Below are 14,843 nucleotides of genomic sequence, written 5' to 3' on the forward strand. Positions count from 1 at the left end.
GGCGATGGCGGCGGCGTCGGCGGCCGCATCGGCTGCGGCATTGGCCGCATTCTGGCTGTCCGTCGCCTCTGTCGCGGGGGCCTCGTCCGCGGTTTCCGCGGCGGTCTGTGCGGCGTCGGCGGCATCGTCGGCCAGGCGCGCGGCGTCGCCCGCGACGGTGTCGGGGGCCGCGGTTTGGGCCTCGGGGGCCTGGGTCATTTCAACGGGTTCGTCGGTGCGGCCTTGCATCAGGTATGACGCGCCCCCCGCGGCCAGAACCAGAATCACGACGATGGGCAACAGTTTCGGCATCATGGACCCCTGATGTTCACGGCATTTGCACACTCTATGACACAGCCCCCCGCGCCGGAAAAGCGCCGCACCCCCCGATTGCCCCCGGATCGGGTCGCCGCAGGGCCGAATTGCGCCCCGTCCTGATCAATTCCGGTTGAATAATGGCGCGGTCGCCCTTATTTTCCTGTCACTTCGCATTGGCCATAAAAGGAGCAACGCCATAGCCCGCCGCCCGCATAACGCACCGCCCCAACGTGACACCGGTCCCCGCACCAACGAACGCATCCGCGTGTCCGAAATCCGCCTGATCGGTCCCGAAGGGGAAAACATCGGCGTCGTGCCGCCGTCGGTCGGCATGCAGATGGCACAGGATGCCGGGCTGGATCTGGTCGAGATTTCGCCGAACGCGGCCCCCCCGGTCTGCAAGGTCATGGACCTCGGCAAGTACAAGTACGAGATGCAGAAACGCGAGGCCGAGGCCCGCAAGAAGCAGAAGGTCATCGAGGTCAAGGAGATCAAGTTCCGTCCTGGAACCGATACCCACGACTATGATGTCAAGATGCGCAGCGTGCTGAAGTTCCTGGAAGGCGGCGACAAGGTCAAGGTGACCCTGCGCTTCCGCGGCCGCGAGATGGCCCACCAGGATCTTGGCTTGGAACTGCTGCACCGCGTCCGCGATGACGTCGGGGAGGCCGGCAAGGTCGAGACCATGCCCAAGCTGGAAGGTCGCCAGATGGTGATGATGATCGCTCCGCGCTGATCCATCCCGACTGCGACATGCTGAAAGGCCGTGCGGCATTGCCGCGCGGTCTTTTGCGTTGCATGGATAGGGGCATGACCCACCAGCCTGTCCTGCGCGTGATGCGCCTTCCCGATGCCGACTCCGCCCTTCCGCTGCCGTCCTATCAGACGGCGGGGGCGGCGGGAGCCGACCTGTGCGCCAACCTGGCCCCCGCGGACCGGCTGCAGGGGGTGACCCTGCAGCCGATGGGCCGCGCGCTCATCCCCACCGGGCTGGCCCTGGCCATCCCGCAGGGGTGGGAGGTCCAGGTCCGCCCCCGGTCCGGGCTGGCGCTGAAGCACGGCCTGACCCTGCCCAACAGCCCCGGCACCATCGACTGCGACTATCGCGGCCCCCTGGGGGTGATCGTGCTGAACCTGGGCGATGCGCCGTTCACCATCCGCCACGGCGACCGGATCGCCCAGATGGTCGTGGCCCCCGCGCCGCAGGCCCGGTTCGAACTGGTCGACTCGCTGGACGACACCGCGCGCGGGCAGGGCGGGTTCGGTTCCACCGGGGGGGCGGGGCTGTGACCGGCGTCTTCCTGATCGTGATGCTGCTGATTTTGGGCCGGGTGCTGCATCTGCCACGCCAGGTGGTGCTGCTGATGGTGGGGATCCTGTGGGTCGGCATGCTGTCGCTGCAGGTGATCGCGCCGGGCAGCGGTGCCGCCGCCGCCCTTGGTGGCAGCGCGGCGGGCTGGCTGGTTCTGGGCGCGGTGGTGATGCTGGTCATCGGCTATCGCCGGCTGCTGGCGCGACTGCGCGTTCAGGCCACGCCCGCGCCCGCCCCCGTGACCCGCGATGCCGGGCTGTCGGACGCAGAGCTGGACCGCTATGCCCGCCATCTGGTCCTGCACCAGATCGGCGGTGCGGGTCAGATGCGGCTGAAGGACGCGCGGGTGCTGGTCGTCGGGGCAGGGGGGCTGGGCTCGCCCGTCTGCCTGTACCTGGCTGCAGCCGGGGTGGGGCGGATCACGCTGGCCGATGACGACACGGTCAGCCTGTCCAACCTGCAGCGCCAGGTGATCTTTCGCGACGATCTGCGCGGCGAACCCAAGGCCTATGCCGCGGCCGAGGCGATGCTGCGGCTGAACCCGCATCTGGACGTGACGCCCCTGATCCGCCGCATCACCGAAGGCGACAGCGACCTGATCGCGGGACATGATCTGGTCATCGACGGCACCGATAGTTTCGCGGGCCGCGCCGCGATCAACCGGGCCTGCGTGGCGGCGGGCGTGCCCCTGCTGTCGGGCGCCATCGGCCAGTGGGAGGGGCAGGTGACCCTTTTCGACCCGGCCCGCGGCGGGCCCTGCATGACCTGCCTGTTCCCCGTGGCCCCCGAACGCGACGCCCCCTGCGCCGAGGCGGGCGTGGTCGGCGCGCTGCCCGGCGTGATCGGCAGCCTGATGGCGCTGGAGGCGATCAAGCACCTGACCGGCGCGGGACAGGGCCTGCGCGGCAGGATGATGCTGTTCGACGGGCTCTATGGCGAAACCCGGACGATCGCCTGCGCGCAGGACCCGGCCTGTCCGGTCTGCGGGGCGCAATCGGCGCTGGAACCCGGCGCGGCGCAACCCTAGGCTGCCTGTCGACGACAGGAGGTCTTGATGAACCCGCAACTGACCCGCTGGACCGGCCCCGAAGGCCTGCCGCGTTTCGACCTGATCCACGATACGGATTTCGCCCCCGCCTTCGACCAGGCGCTGGCCGCGGCCGAAGCCGCGAACGAGGCGATCGCCGCCAACCCCGACGCGCCCGACTTTGCCAACACCATCGCGGCGATGGAGACCGCGGACGAGGATCTGAACCGCGTCCTTTCGGTGTTCTACACCTTGGCCGGGGTCGATTCGAACGACGTGCGCCAGGCGCTGCAGCGTGATTTCGCCCCTAGGCTTGCCGAATACGGCAGCCGGATCAGCATGGATCCGCGTCTGTACGCCCGCGTGCGTGCCGTGGCGGCCGCCGCCGAAGGCCTGTCGCCCGAGGATCGGCGCATCACCGAACTGGCGCTGCGCGACCTGACGCGGGCCGGGGCGGGCCTGGACGAGGCGGGCCGCGCCCGCATGGCCCAGATCCGCGCCCGGCTGGCCGTGCTGACCACCGAGTTCACCCAGAACGTGCTGACGGACGAACGCGACTTTGTGCTGTCCGTGGCCGACGATGCCTTGGCGGGTCTGCCCGACTGGCTGGTCCGTGCCATGCGGGCGGCGGCGCGCGAACGCGGCATGACGGGGCAGGTGGTGACGCTGAATCGTTCGTTGATCGTCCCGTTCCTGGAACATGCGCAGGACCGCGCGTTGCGCGAGACGGCGTTCCGGGCCTGGACCGCACGGGGGTCGGGTTCGGGGGCAGGCGGCGCGGCGACCGACAACCTGCCGCTGGTCTCCGAGATCCTGGCCCTGCGCCATGAGCGCGCGCAGCTGTTGGGCTATGCCGATTTTGCCGGCTACAAGCTGGAAACGCAGATGGCGGCGACGCCCGACCGCGTGCGCGATCTGCTGTCCCAGGTCTGGACCGCGGCGCGCGCCCGCGCGCTGTCCGATCAGCAGGTGCTGGCCCAAATGCTGCACGAGGACGGCGTCAACGGTCCGCTGGAGGCTTGGGACTGGCGCCTCTATGCCGAACGGCATCGCGCCCGCGCGCATGATTTCGACGCCGATGACGTGGCCCCCTATCTGACGCTGGACGCGATGCTGGGTGCGGTCTTCGACGTGGCGCATCGCCTGTTCGGCCTGGAGTTCCAGCCGCTGGAGGCGCCGCTCTGGGCGCCCGACGTGCGCGCCTGGCGGATCACCCGCGGCGATCAGCTGATGGCCGTCTTTGTGGGCGACTATTTCGCGCGGCCGTCCAAGCGGTCGGGGGCGTGGTGTTCGGCCCTGCAGATGCAGCACAAGATCGGTGACGGTCAGAGGCCGATCGTGGTCAACGTCTGCAACTTCACCCCGCCGGACCAACCGGGTGGGCCGGCCTTCCTGTCCTGGGACGATGCGCGCACGCTGTTCCACGAATTCGGCCACGCGACGCATCACATCCTGTCGGACGTGACTTGGCCCTCGATCTCGGGGACCTCGGTTGCGCAGGATTTCGTGGAACTGCCCAGCCAGCTTTATGAACACTGGCTGGAGCAGCCCGCGGTGCTGGATGCCCATGCGCGCCACCATGAGACGGGCGATGCCCTGCCCGCCGATCTGCGCGACCGGATGCTGGCGGCGGGCAAGGCCGGGGCAGGGTTCTCGACCGTGGAATATCTGGAGAGCGCGCTGGTGGACCTGGCCTTTCACGAAGGTGCGCCGGCATCCGACCCGATGGCACGGCAGGCCGACGTGCTGACGGCGCTGGAGGCGCCGGACGCCATCCCCATGCGCCATGCGACGCCGCATTTCGCGCATGTCTTTGCGGGCGATAGCTATGCGGCGGGCTATTACAGCTACATGTGGTCCGAGGTGATGGACGCGGATGCCTTCGCGGCCTTCGCCGAGACGGGCGACATCTTCGACCCCGCAACGGCGCGGCGGCTGGAAGAGACGATCCTGTCCAAGGGCGGGTCTGCCCCGGCGGATCAGCTGTGGATGGCCTTTCGGGGCCGCATGCCGGGCGTCGATGCCCTGCTGAAAGGGCGCGGGCTGGACTGAGGCCCGCGCGACAGGAAGAAGGAGAAGACCCATGACCCCCATCCTGCCCGCCGCCCTTCTGGCGGCGCTGGCCCTCGCGGCCTGCAAGACCGAGACCGGCGGCGGCGCCGTGCCGCCCCCCGCGCAGGGTAGCACGGCGCTGGTCGACGGGACCTATGATCTGCGGGCCGAGGCCTGCGGAGATCCGGCCTCGGAGACGCGGCTGACGCTGGCGGGGGAAAGCTGGCGGTTTTATGAGGCACGCTGCACGCGCAGTGCTGTGAGGGCGGACGGGGCGGTGACGCTGAGCTGTTCCAGCGAGGGCATGACGGACACGCGTGCCGTCAGCGCCACGATGGAAGGGGCGGCGCTGCGCCTGACGGATTCGGGGGGCACCCGCGTCTATCAGCGCTGCGACGGTTGAGGGTGTGACGGGCCGGGGCGGGGGTGCCGGCCGATGGTCGGCGTGCTGCCGCCCGGGCCTGAGGCGCCGCTGACGCGGCGCGGTCGTGCTGGGCCGAGGCGGCGTTCCCCGGCCCTGTGGCTCATTCGATCTCGACCAGGAGGTCCTTGGCGTCGATCTGCTGGCCGGGGCCGACATGCAGCGCCTTTATGGTGCCGTCGCGGTCGGCGTGAAGGCCGGTCTCCATCTTCATCGCCTCGATCGTCAGCAGCAGATCGCCTTGCTTGACCTGGGCACCTTGGGCGACACCGACGGACGCCACGACGCCCGGCATCGGCGCGCCCACATGGCCGGGGTTCGCGGCATCGGCCTTGGGACGCGCCGCCTGCGCGCCGGTGGCGGAGCGGTTCGGAACGCGGACCTGACGCGGCTGGCCGTTCAGTTCGAAGAAGACCTTCATCTGGCCGGTCTCGTCGGTCTCTCCCAGGGTCAGAAGGCGGACCTCCAGGGTCTTGCCCGGGTCGATCTCGACGCTGATCTCATCGCCCGGCTCCATGCCGTAGAAGAAGGTGCGGGTCGGCAGGGTGCGCACCGGTCCATAGGTCTCATGGCGCTGCATGTAGTCGGTGAAGACCTTGGGATACATCAGGTATCCGTTCAGATCCTCGTCGTCGATAGTCTTGCCGTCCAGCATCTCTGACAGCTTGGCGCGCTCGGCCTCCAGGTCGACGGGCTCCAGATGGGCGCCGGGGCGGTCGGTGATAGGGGTCTCTCCCTTGAGCACCTTGGCCTGGATCGCCCGTGGCCAGCCACCGGGGGGCTGGCCCAGGTTGCCGCGCATCATGTCCACCACCGAATCGGGGAAGGACATGTCGCGGTCGGGGTTCATGACGTCCTCGGGGGTCAGGTTCTGGGACACCATCATCAGCGCCATGTCGCCCACGACCTTGGACGACGGCGTGACCTTGACGATGTCGCCGAACATCCGGTTCACGTCGGCATAGGCCTGCGCCACCTCGTGCCAACGATCCTCCAGGCCCATCGACCGCGCCTGCGATTTCAGGTTGGTGAACTGCCCGCCGGGCATCTCATGCAGATAGACCTCGGAGGCCGGGGACTGCAGGCCTGATTCGAACGCGGCATAGCTTTCGCGCACGCGTTCCCAATAGTTGCTGATCGCGCGGACGGCGCCGATGTCCAGGCCGGTGTCGCGATCGGTCTGGGCCAATGCCTCGACCACGGACCCCAGGGTCGGCTGGCTGGTGTTGCCCGACAGCGCGTCCATCGCGCAATCGACGGCATCGACGCCCGCATCGGCGGCGGCCAGGATGGTGGCACCGCCCATGCCGCTGGTGTCGTGTGTGTGGAAGTGGATCGGCAGGCCGACCTCCTCCTTCAGGGCCTTGATCAGGATGCGGGCGGCGGGCGGCTTCAGCAGGCCCGCCATGTCCTTCAGGCCCAGCACATGCGCGCCCGCGGCCTTCAGCTCCTGCGCGGTTTTCACGTAATACTGCAGGTCGTATTTGGACCGGTCGGGGTCCAGCATGTTGCCGGTATAGCAGACCGTGCCTTCGCAGACCTTGCCGCTGTCGATCACCGCGTCCATCGCGACGCGCATGTTCTCGACCCAGTTCAGGCTGTCGAAGACACGGAACACATCGACCCCGGTCTCGGCGGCCTGCTTCACGAAGAACTGCACCACGTTGTCGGGATAGTTGGTGTAACCCACGCCGTTCGACGCGCGTAGCAGCATCTGCGTCATCAGGTTGGGCATCTGCGCACGGATGTCGCGCAGGCGCTGCCAGGGGCATTCCTGCAGGAAGCGATAGGCCACGTCGAAGGTCGCGCCCCCCCAGCATTCCACGCTGAACAGCTGCGGCAGGTTCGCAGCATAGCTGGGCGCCACGCGGATCATGTCGATCGACCGCATCCGTGTCGCCAGCAGCGACTGGTGCCCGTCGCGCATCGTGGTGTCGGTGATCAGCAGCTGGGTCTGGGCGGCCATCCAGTCGGCCACGGCCTGGGCGCCCTTGGTCTCCAGCAGCTGGCGGGTGCCGGGCGCAGGAGCGGCCTTGGGGGCGGGCGGGACCGGCGCGCGGGCCTGGGCCGGGGGCAGGGCGCGGCCCGCCGTTTCGGGATGCCCGTTCACGCTGATGTCGGCCAGATAGGTCAGGATCTTGGTCGCGCGGTCCTGACGCTTCTTGAAGTCGAACAGGTCATCGGTCGTGTCGATGAACTTGGTCGTGTAGGTGTCATCCAGAAAGGTCGGATGTTTCAGCAGGTTGATGACGAAGTCGATGTTGGTGGAAACGCCACGCACCCGGAACTCGCGCAGCGCGCGGTCCATGCGGCGGATTGCCTGGTCGGGGGTCTGCGCCCAGGCCGTTACCTTGACCAGCAGCGAATCGTAATAGCGCGTGATGACGCCCCCCGAATAGGCCGTGCCGCCGTCCAAGCGGATGCCCATGCCGGTGGCCGACCGATAGGCGGTGATGCGGCCGTAATCGGGGATGAAGTTGTTCTGCGGATCTTCCGTCGTCACCCGGCACTGCAGGGTATGGCCCGACAGGGTGATGTCGGCCTGGCTGGCATGGCCCGTGGCGCTGGCCAGCGTCTCGCCCTCCGCGATGCGGATCTGGCTTTGCACGATGTCGATGCCGGTGACCTCCTCGGTCACGGTATGCTCGACCTGGACGCGGGGGTTCACCTCGATGAAGTAGAACTGCTGGCTGTCCATATCCATCAGGAACTCGACCGTGCCGGCGTTCTGATAGCCGACCGCCTGCCCGATCTTCAGCGCCAGGCCGCAGACCTCGGCGCGCTGCGCCTCGGTCAGGTAGGGGGCGGGGGCGCGTTCGACGACCTTCTGGTTGCGGCGCTGCACGGTGCAATCGCGTTCATAGAGGTGATACAGGCCGCCATGCGTGTCGCCCAACAGCTGCACCTCGACATGGCGGGCGCGCAGGATCATCTTCTCCAGATAACCCTCGCCATTGCCGAAGGCCGCCTCGGCCTCGCGGCGACCCTCGCGGACCTTCTCGACCAGCTCGGCCTCGCTGTTGATCGGACGCATGCCCCGACCGCCACCGCCCCAGGACGCCTTCAGCATCAGCGGATAGCCGACATCCGCCGCCTCACGCTTGATGGCGTCGAAATCTTCGCCCAGCACCTCGGTCGCGGGGATCACCGGCACGCCCGCCTCGATCGCCACGCGCCGCGCGCTGGCCTTGTCGCCAAGCGCGCGCATCGTGTCGGCGCGCGGACCGATGAAGGTGATGCCGGCCGCCGTGCAGGCATCGACGAAGTCGGGGTTTTCCGACAGCAGGCCGTATCCCGGATGGATTGCGTCGGCGCCCGACAGCTTGGCCACGCGGATGATCTCGGGGATGGACAGATAGGCCGCGACCGGCCCCAGCCCCTCGCCGATGCGATAGGCCTCGTCCGCCTTGAAGCGGTGCAGGCCCAGCTTGTCCTCCTCGGCATAAACGGCGACCGTCTTCTTGCCCAGCTCGTTGGCCGCGCGCATCACGCGAATGGCAATCTCGCCCCGGTTCGCCACCAAAATCTTCTTGAACATGCCAAGCCCCCTTCCTCGTTGCCAAGCATCCTATCCGTGCTGCGATGCAGCGCAAGTGTTAGCGATAACCAGAAGCCTCCGCCCCGCGATCTGCGACCAAAAGCTGATAGGTCACGCAGCAGATGTTACGGTGCCGCAGCGATGTTCCGCCTTCGTTCGCAGATGGAACTTGCTTTTCGCCCAAGCGTCCCTATCTGATGCGACTGGTCAGAGGGGCACGTATGGAACAGAAGTTCATCGAGGTTCGCGGCGCGCGCGAACACAATCTGAAAAACGTCGACATGGATATCCCCCGCGATCAGCTGGTGGTGATCACCGGTCTGTCGGGGTCCGGCAAGTCGTCCCTGGCCTTCGACACGGTCTATGCCGAGGGGCAGCGCCGCTATGTCGAAAGCCTGTCGGCCTATGCGCGCCAGTTCCTGGACATGATGGGCAAGCCCGATGTCGACCATATCAGCGGCCTGTCCCCCGCGATCAGCATCGAGCAGAAGACCACCTCCAAGAACCCGCGTTCCACCGTGGGCACGGTTACCGAGATCTACGATTATTTGCGTCTGCTGTTCGCGCGCGCCGGGACGCCCTATTCCCCCGTGACCGGCCTGCCGATCGAGGCGCAGCAGGTGCAGGACATGGTCGACCGCACCATGGCCCTGCCCGAAGGGACGCGCGCCTATCTGCTGGCCCCCATCGTCCGCGACCGCAAGGGCGAGTACAAGAAGGAGCTGGCCGAGCTGCGCCGCCAGGGCTTTCAGCGGGTCAAGATCAACGGCACCTTCCACGACCTGGACGACGCGCCGACCCTGGACAAGAAGTTCCGCCACAACATCGACATCGTGGTCGACCGCATCGTCGTGCGCGAGGGGCTGGAGACGCGGCTGGCAGACAGTCTGCGCACCGCGCTGAACCTTGCTGACGGCATCGCCCATCTGGAGCTTGCGCAGGAGGAGGGGGCCGAGGGCGAACCCGAGCGCCTGACCTTCTCCGAGAAGTTCGCATGCCCCGTCAGCGGCTTCACCATCCCCGAGATCGAGCCGCGGCTGTTTTCGTTCAACGCGCCGTTCGGCGCCTGCCCGGTCTGTGACGGTCTGGGAGTCGAGCTGTTCTTCGACGACCGCCTGGTCGTGCCCGACGCGGCCCTGTCGGTGGACAAGGGCGCGATCGTGCCTTGGGCCAAGACGAAATCGGCCTATCTGACCCAGACCATCAACGCGCTGGCCAAGCATTACGGCTTCGACAAGAAGACCCCGTGGAAGGACCTGCCCGACAGCGTCCAGCAGATGTTCCTGCGCGGGTCGGGCAAGGACGAGATCAAGTTCCGCTTCGACGACGCCGGCCGTGTCTATGAGATCAGCCGCGTCTTCGAGGGGGTGATTCCCAACATGGAACGCCGCCTGCGCGAGACGGACAGCGCTTGGGTGCGTGAGGAGTTCGAGCGTTACCAGAACAACCGCCCCTGCGGCGCCTGCGGCGGCTATCGCCTGAAGCCCGAGGCGCTGGCGGTCAAGATCGCCGGCAACCACGTGGGCGAGGTCGTGCAGCTTTCGATCCAGGAGGCGCTGGACTGGATCACCGACGCGCCGAACCACCTGTCCAAGCAGAAGGCCGAGATCGCCGCCGCGATCCTCAAGGAGATCCGCGAGCGGCTGGGATTCCTGGTCAATGTGGGCCTGAACTATCTGACCCTGTCGCGCGCGGCGGGCACGCTGTCGGGCGGCGAAAGCCAGCGCATTCGCCTGGCCAGCCAGATCGGGTCGGGCCTGACGGGCGTGCTGTACGTTCTGGACGAGCCGTCGATCGGCCTGCACCAGCGCGACAACGACCGGTTGCTGACCACGCTGATGAACCTGCGCGACCAGGGCAACTCGGTCCTGGTGGTCGAACATGACGAGGATGCGATCCGCCATGCCGACTATGTCTTTGACATGGGGCCGGGGGCGGGGGTGCATGGCGGCACCGTGGTCAGCAAGGGCACGCCTGCCGAGATTGCCGCCGATCCCGACAGCCTGACCGGCCAGTATCTGTCCGGCAAGCGTGCGATCGCGGTCCCCGAGACCCGCCGCAAGGGCAACGGCAAGAAGGTTACCGTGGTCAAGGCCACCGGAAACAACCTGAAAAATGTCACCGCCGAATTCCCGCTGGGCCGCTTCGTCTGCGTGTCGGGCGTGTCGGGGGGTGGCAAGTCCACGCTGACCATCGAGACGCTGTTCAAGACCGCATCCCTGCGCCTGAACGGCGCCCGCCAGACCCCCGCGCCCTGCGAGACGATCCGCGGGCTGGAGCATCTGGACAAGGTCATCGACATCGACCAGCGCCCCATCGGGCGGACGCCGCGGTCCAACCCGGCGACCTATACCGGGGCCTTCACGCCCATCCGCGACTGGTTCGCGGGCTTGCCCGAGGCCAAGGCGCGCGGCTACAAGCCGGGTCGGTTCAGCTTCAACGTCAAGGGCGGGCGCTGCGAGGCCTGCCAGGGCGACGGCGTCATCAAGATTGAGATGCACTTCTTGCCCGACGTCTATGTCGAGTGCGAGACCTGCAAGGGCAAGCGCTATAATCGCGAGACGCTGGAGGTGCAGTTCAAGGGCAAGTCCATCGCCGACGTGCTAGACATGACCGTGGAGGATGCCCAGGAATTCTTCAGCGCCGTCCCCTCGATTCGCGAGAAGATGGACGCGCTGATGCAGGTGGGCCTCGGCTACATCAAGGTGGGCCAGCAGGCGACGACCCTGTCGGGTGGCGAGGCGCAGCGCGTCAAGCTGTCCAAGGAGCTGTCGCGCCGGTCCACCGGCCGCACGCTGTATATCCTGGACGAGCCGACGACGGGTCTGCATTTCGAGGATGTCCGCAAGCTGCTGGAGGTGCTGCACGAGCTGGTCGACCAGGGCAATTCGGTCATCGTGATCGAGCATAACCTGGACGTCATCAAGACGGCGGACTGGATCATCGACATCGGCCCCGAGGGCGGCGACGGGGGCGGCGTGATCGTGGCGGCAGGCACGCCGGAGGATGTCGCGCAGGTCGAGGCCAGCCATACCGGGCGCTATCTTGGTCCCATGCTGAACCCGGCCCGCAGCCGCGCCGCGGAGTAGGGCAGGGGGTTCAAAAGAAAATCGCCGATGGTGCGTTTTTTCCTCTTGCACCCCCCGGCGGGCTTTCGTAAATACCCGCTCACCGAAGGCGAGATGGTGAAACGGATCGCAAGAGGAACTGGAGTGCGGGCGTAGCTCAGGGGTAGAGCATAACCTTGCCAAGGTTAGGGTCGGGCGTTCGAATCGCCTCGCCCGCTCCAAAAATAAAAGGCCAGACCTTCGGGTCTGGCCTTTGTCATTTGTGGCCTGCGGCTTGGTGTCAGGCGGCATTAGCCCGAATTCCATCATGATTGCCTGCGACAATGGTCTGGATAAATCCGATGCACAAACAGCTTTTGTTGGCACCCGAAGGATGATCCTCCGGATGCGGCGACGATGGTCAGTCCCGCTGCCCCGTACGCCGGTCGATCGGTGACGATATACGCCGATCCAACCATCGGCACCCTTTGCGTCCGTGCGCAGGCGATCACGGGGGACCGCCTGCGCAACCTTGTCAGCCGTCGACGCGAATGCGGGCGTTCTGCGGGTCGTGCGGGCTGTCCTCGGTCACCACCGCGTCATACAGCTCACGGAACATCCGCACCTGAAGCTTGGTGCCGGGCGTCGCCAGGTCGGGGCGGACATAGCCCATGCCGATCTGCTTGCCGAAGGCCGCCGAATACCCACCCGAGGTCAGGCGCCCGATCTTTTCCCCGTCCAGGAACAGCGCCTCGCGGCCCCAGGGGTCCGCATCCGCCGGCCCGTCGATCAGCAGCGTGACGCAGGTGGACCGGATCCCCTTGGCCTGCATCGCGGCCTTGCCGCGAAACTCCTTGCCCAGGTCCACGAACCGGTCCAACCCCGCCTCCAGCGGCGTCGCATCCCGGCCCAGTTCGGTGCCGAAGGCGCGGTACGACTTCTCCTGGCGCAGCCAGTTCTGCGCACGCGCGCCGACCAGCTTCATGCCCGACGGCTCTCCGGCGGCGATCAGCTTGTCGAACAGGTGGTTCTGCATCTCGATCGGGTGGTGCAACTCCCATCCCAGCTCGCCGGTATAGGCGACGCGGATGGCCATGACCGGTACCATGCCCAGCTCGATGTTGCGCATCGACAGCCAGGGAAAGCGCTTGTTCGATAGGGCGGTCGCGGGTTCCGCGTCACGGATCATCCGGGCCAAAATGTTCCGGCTCTCAGGCCCTGCCAAGGCAAAGACGCCCCATTGCGTGGTCACGTCCTGCACATGGACGTACTCGCCCCCGGCGGCCATGAAATCCTGCGCCGACTTCACAAGGTTGTCGCGGTCGTAATCGGTCCATGCCCCGGCGCTGACCAGGTAATAGTCCTGCTCTCCACGCCGCACGATGGTGTATTCGGTCCGGACCGTGCCTGCATCGGTCAGCGCATAGGTCAGGTTGATCCGTCCCACCTTGGGCAGCTTGTTGGTGGTCAACCAGTCCAGGAAGGCGGTCGCCCCCGGCCCGGTGACGGTGTGCTTGGCAAACGCCGTCGCATCGACCAGGCCCGCTGTCTGGCGCACGGCCTCGGCCTCGGCCTTGGCGTATTGCCACCAGCCGCCGCGACGGAAGCTGCGGCTGTCATGGTCGTCAAAGCCCTCGGGCGCGTAGTAGTTCGGGCGTTCCCACCCGTTCACATGCCCGAACTGCGCGCCATGCGCCGCCTGCCGGTCATAGGCCGGGGATGTACGCAGGGGTCGGCAGGCGGGCCGCTCCTCGTCGGGATGGTGCAGGATGAAGACGTGGTCATAGGCCTCCTCGTTCTTGCGGGCGGCGTATTCCGTGGTCATCCAGCTGCCGAACCGGCGGGGGTCAAGCGACGCCATGTCGATCTCGGCCTCGCCCTCGGTCATCATCTGCGCCAGGTAATGGCCCACGCCCCCGGCTGCGGTGATGCCAAAGCTGAACCCCTCGGCCAGCCACATGTTGCGCAGGCCCGGCGCGGGGCCGACCAGCGGGTTGCCGTCGGGCGTATAGCAGATCGGACCGTTGAAGTCGTCCTTTAGACCCACCGTCTCCGAGGTCGGAATGCGATGGATCATCGCCATGTACTCCTCCTCGATCCGCTCCAGGTCCAGGGGGAACAGGTCGGCGCGGAAGCTGTCCGGCACGCCGTATTCGAAGCGCGCAGGCGCGCCTTTTTCATAGGGGCCCAGGATCCAGCCGCCGCGCTCCTCGCGGACATACCACTTGGCATCGGCATCGCGCAGGACCGGATGCTCGGGGTTGCCTTCGGCGCGCCAGCGCATCAGCGCCGGGTCCGGCTCGGTCACGATGAACTGGTGTTCGACCGGGATGGCGGGGATCTTGATGCCCAGCAGCTTGGCCGTGCGCTGTGCGTGGTTGCCGGTCGCGGTCACCACATGTTCGGCGTGGATGTCATAGACCTCTCCGGACGGGATCAGGTTGCCGCCGCGATCCACCATCTTTTCCACCGTCACGACCCATTCGCTGCCGGTCCAGCGATAGGCGTTCACCTGGATCTTGCGCTCGATCCGGCAGCCCGCCATCCGCGCGCCCTTGGCCATGGCCTGGGTCACGTCGGCGGGGTTGATGTATCCGTCGGTCGGGTGGAACAGCGCGCCCTTCAGATCCTCGGTGCGGACCAGCGGCCAGCGCTCCTTGATCTGGGCGGGGGTCAGGAACTGATGCTCGATCCCGATCGTCTCGGCGGTGGCGGAATACAGCATGTATTCGTCCATCCGCGCATCCGTCTGCGCCATGCGCAGGTTGCCGCAGCGGGTGAAGCCCGCGTTCAGCCCCGTCTCGGCCTCCAGCCCGGCATAGAGCTTGACCGAGTAATCATGGATGTGGCTGGTCGCATAGCCCATGTTGAACAGGGGCAGCAGACCCGCCGCGTGCCACGTCGATCCGGCGGTCAGCTCGTCGCGTTCGACCAGCAGCGTGTCCCAGCCCGCGCGCGCCAGATGCAGCGCGATGCCGCATCCGACCGCGCCCCCGCCCACGACCAGAACCTTCACATGCGACGTCATCGCGCTCTCCTGTTGGAACCGTTTCGCCTGTGATGCCCCATCGGTGAAACGCCGCGTCAAAGGCGCCCGACATCTGCGGGCGAAAAACGACATGGCCTTGCCCAGACCCGCCCCCGTCGCT

8 protein-coding genes, 1 tRNA gene and 1 pseudogene are annotated in these 14,843 nt (G+C 67.1%); 7 read left to right on the forward strand and 3 right to left on the reverse strand.

What is annotated here, in order from left to right:
* A pseudogene (locus tag SY26_RS21475) lies at nt 1-294 on the reverse strand (hypothetical protein); the annotation flags it as partial.
* Between the two features lie 199 nt (nt 295-493).
* Between SY26_RS21475 and infC the strand changes: the two are divergent.
* The 5 genes from infC to SY26_RS00190 all read left to right on the forward strand — a co-directional run bounded on the left by infC (nt 494) and on the right by SY26_RS00190 (nt 5,091).
* On the forward strand, nt 494-1,033 hold the full coding sequence (gene infC, locus SY26_RS00170; protein ID WP_045999550.1) for a translation initiation factor IF-3: 540 nt from the start codon (nt 494-496) through the stop codon (nt 1,031-1,033).
* Between the two features lie 74 nt (nt 1,034-1,107).
* Nucleotides 1,108-1,587 carry a dUTP diphosphatase gene (dut, locus tag SY26_RS00175; RefSeq protein ID WP_045998796.1) on the forward strand — a complete coding sequence of 160 codons (480 nt, stop codon included), beginning with the start codon at nt 1,108-1,110 and terminating at the stop codon, nt 1,585-1,587.
* Between the two features lie 20 nt (nt 1,588-1,607).
* Nucleotides 1,608-2,636 (forward strand): HesA/MoeB/ThiF family protein, encoded by a 1,029-nt coding sequence (locus SY26_RS00180; RefSeq protein ID WP_045999551.1) that lies wholly within the window; start codon nt 1,608-1,610, stop codon nt 2,634-2,636.
* A 27-nt stretch (nt 2,637-2,663) separates the two neighbouring features.
* Entirely contained in the window at nt 2,664-4,688 is a 2,025-nt protein-coding gene (locus SY26_RS00185) for a M3 family metallopeptidase (protein ID WP_157020368.1), read from the forward strand.
* A 31-nt stretch (nt 4,689-4,719) separates the two neighbouring features.
* Nucleotides 4,720-5,091 (forward strand): hypothetical protein, encoded by a 372-nt coding sequence (locus SY26_RS00190; RefSeq protein WP_045998798.1) that lies wholly within the window; start codon nt 4,720-4,722, stop codon nt 5,089-5,091.
* Between the two features lie 121 nt (nt 5,092-5,212).
* On the opposite strand, the gene SY26_RS00195 is transcribed toward SY26_RS00190, so the two are convergent.
* The gene (locus tag SY26_RS00195) at nt 5,213-8,647 is read right to left on the reverse strand and encodes a pyruvate carboxylase (protein WP_045998799.1); all 3,435 of its coding nucleotides are present in this window, start codon (nt 8,645-8,647) and stop codon (nt 5,213-5,215) included.
* Between the two features lie 221 nt (nt 8,648-8,868).
* Between SY26_RS00195 and uvrA the strand changes: the two genes are divergently transcribed.
* A complete protein-coding gene (gene uvrA, locus SY26_RS00200; RefSeq protein WP_045998800.1) occupies nt 8,869-11,736 on the forward strand; it encodes an excinuclease ABC subunit UvrA in 2,868 nt (955 codons plus the stop codon).
* 125 nt (nt 11,737-11,861) lie between these two features.
* Nucleotides 11,862-11,936 (forward strand) — tRNA-Gly (locus SY26_RS00205).
* A 293-nt stretch (nt 11,937-12,229) separates the two neighbouring features.
* Here SY26_RS00205 and SY26_RS00210 read toward each other — a convergent pair.
* The gene (locus SY26_RS00210; RefSeq protein WP_045998801.1) at nt 12,230-14,722 is read right to left on the reverse strand and encodes an FAD-dependent oxidoreductase; all 2,493 of its coding nucleotides are present in this window, start codon (nt 14,720-14,722) and stop codon (nt 12,230-12,232) included.
* Nucleotides 14,723-14,843: the final 121 nt, after the last annotated feature.

The sequence above is a fragment of the Paracoccus sp. 228 genome, from assembly GCF_000967825.1.
GTDB classification, from domain to species: Bacteria; Pseudomonadota; Alphaproteobacteria; order Rhodobacterales; family Rhodobacteraceae; genus Paracoccus; species Paracoccus marcusii.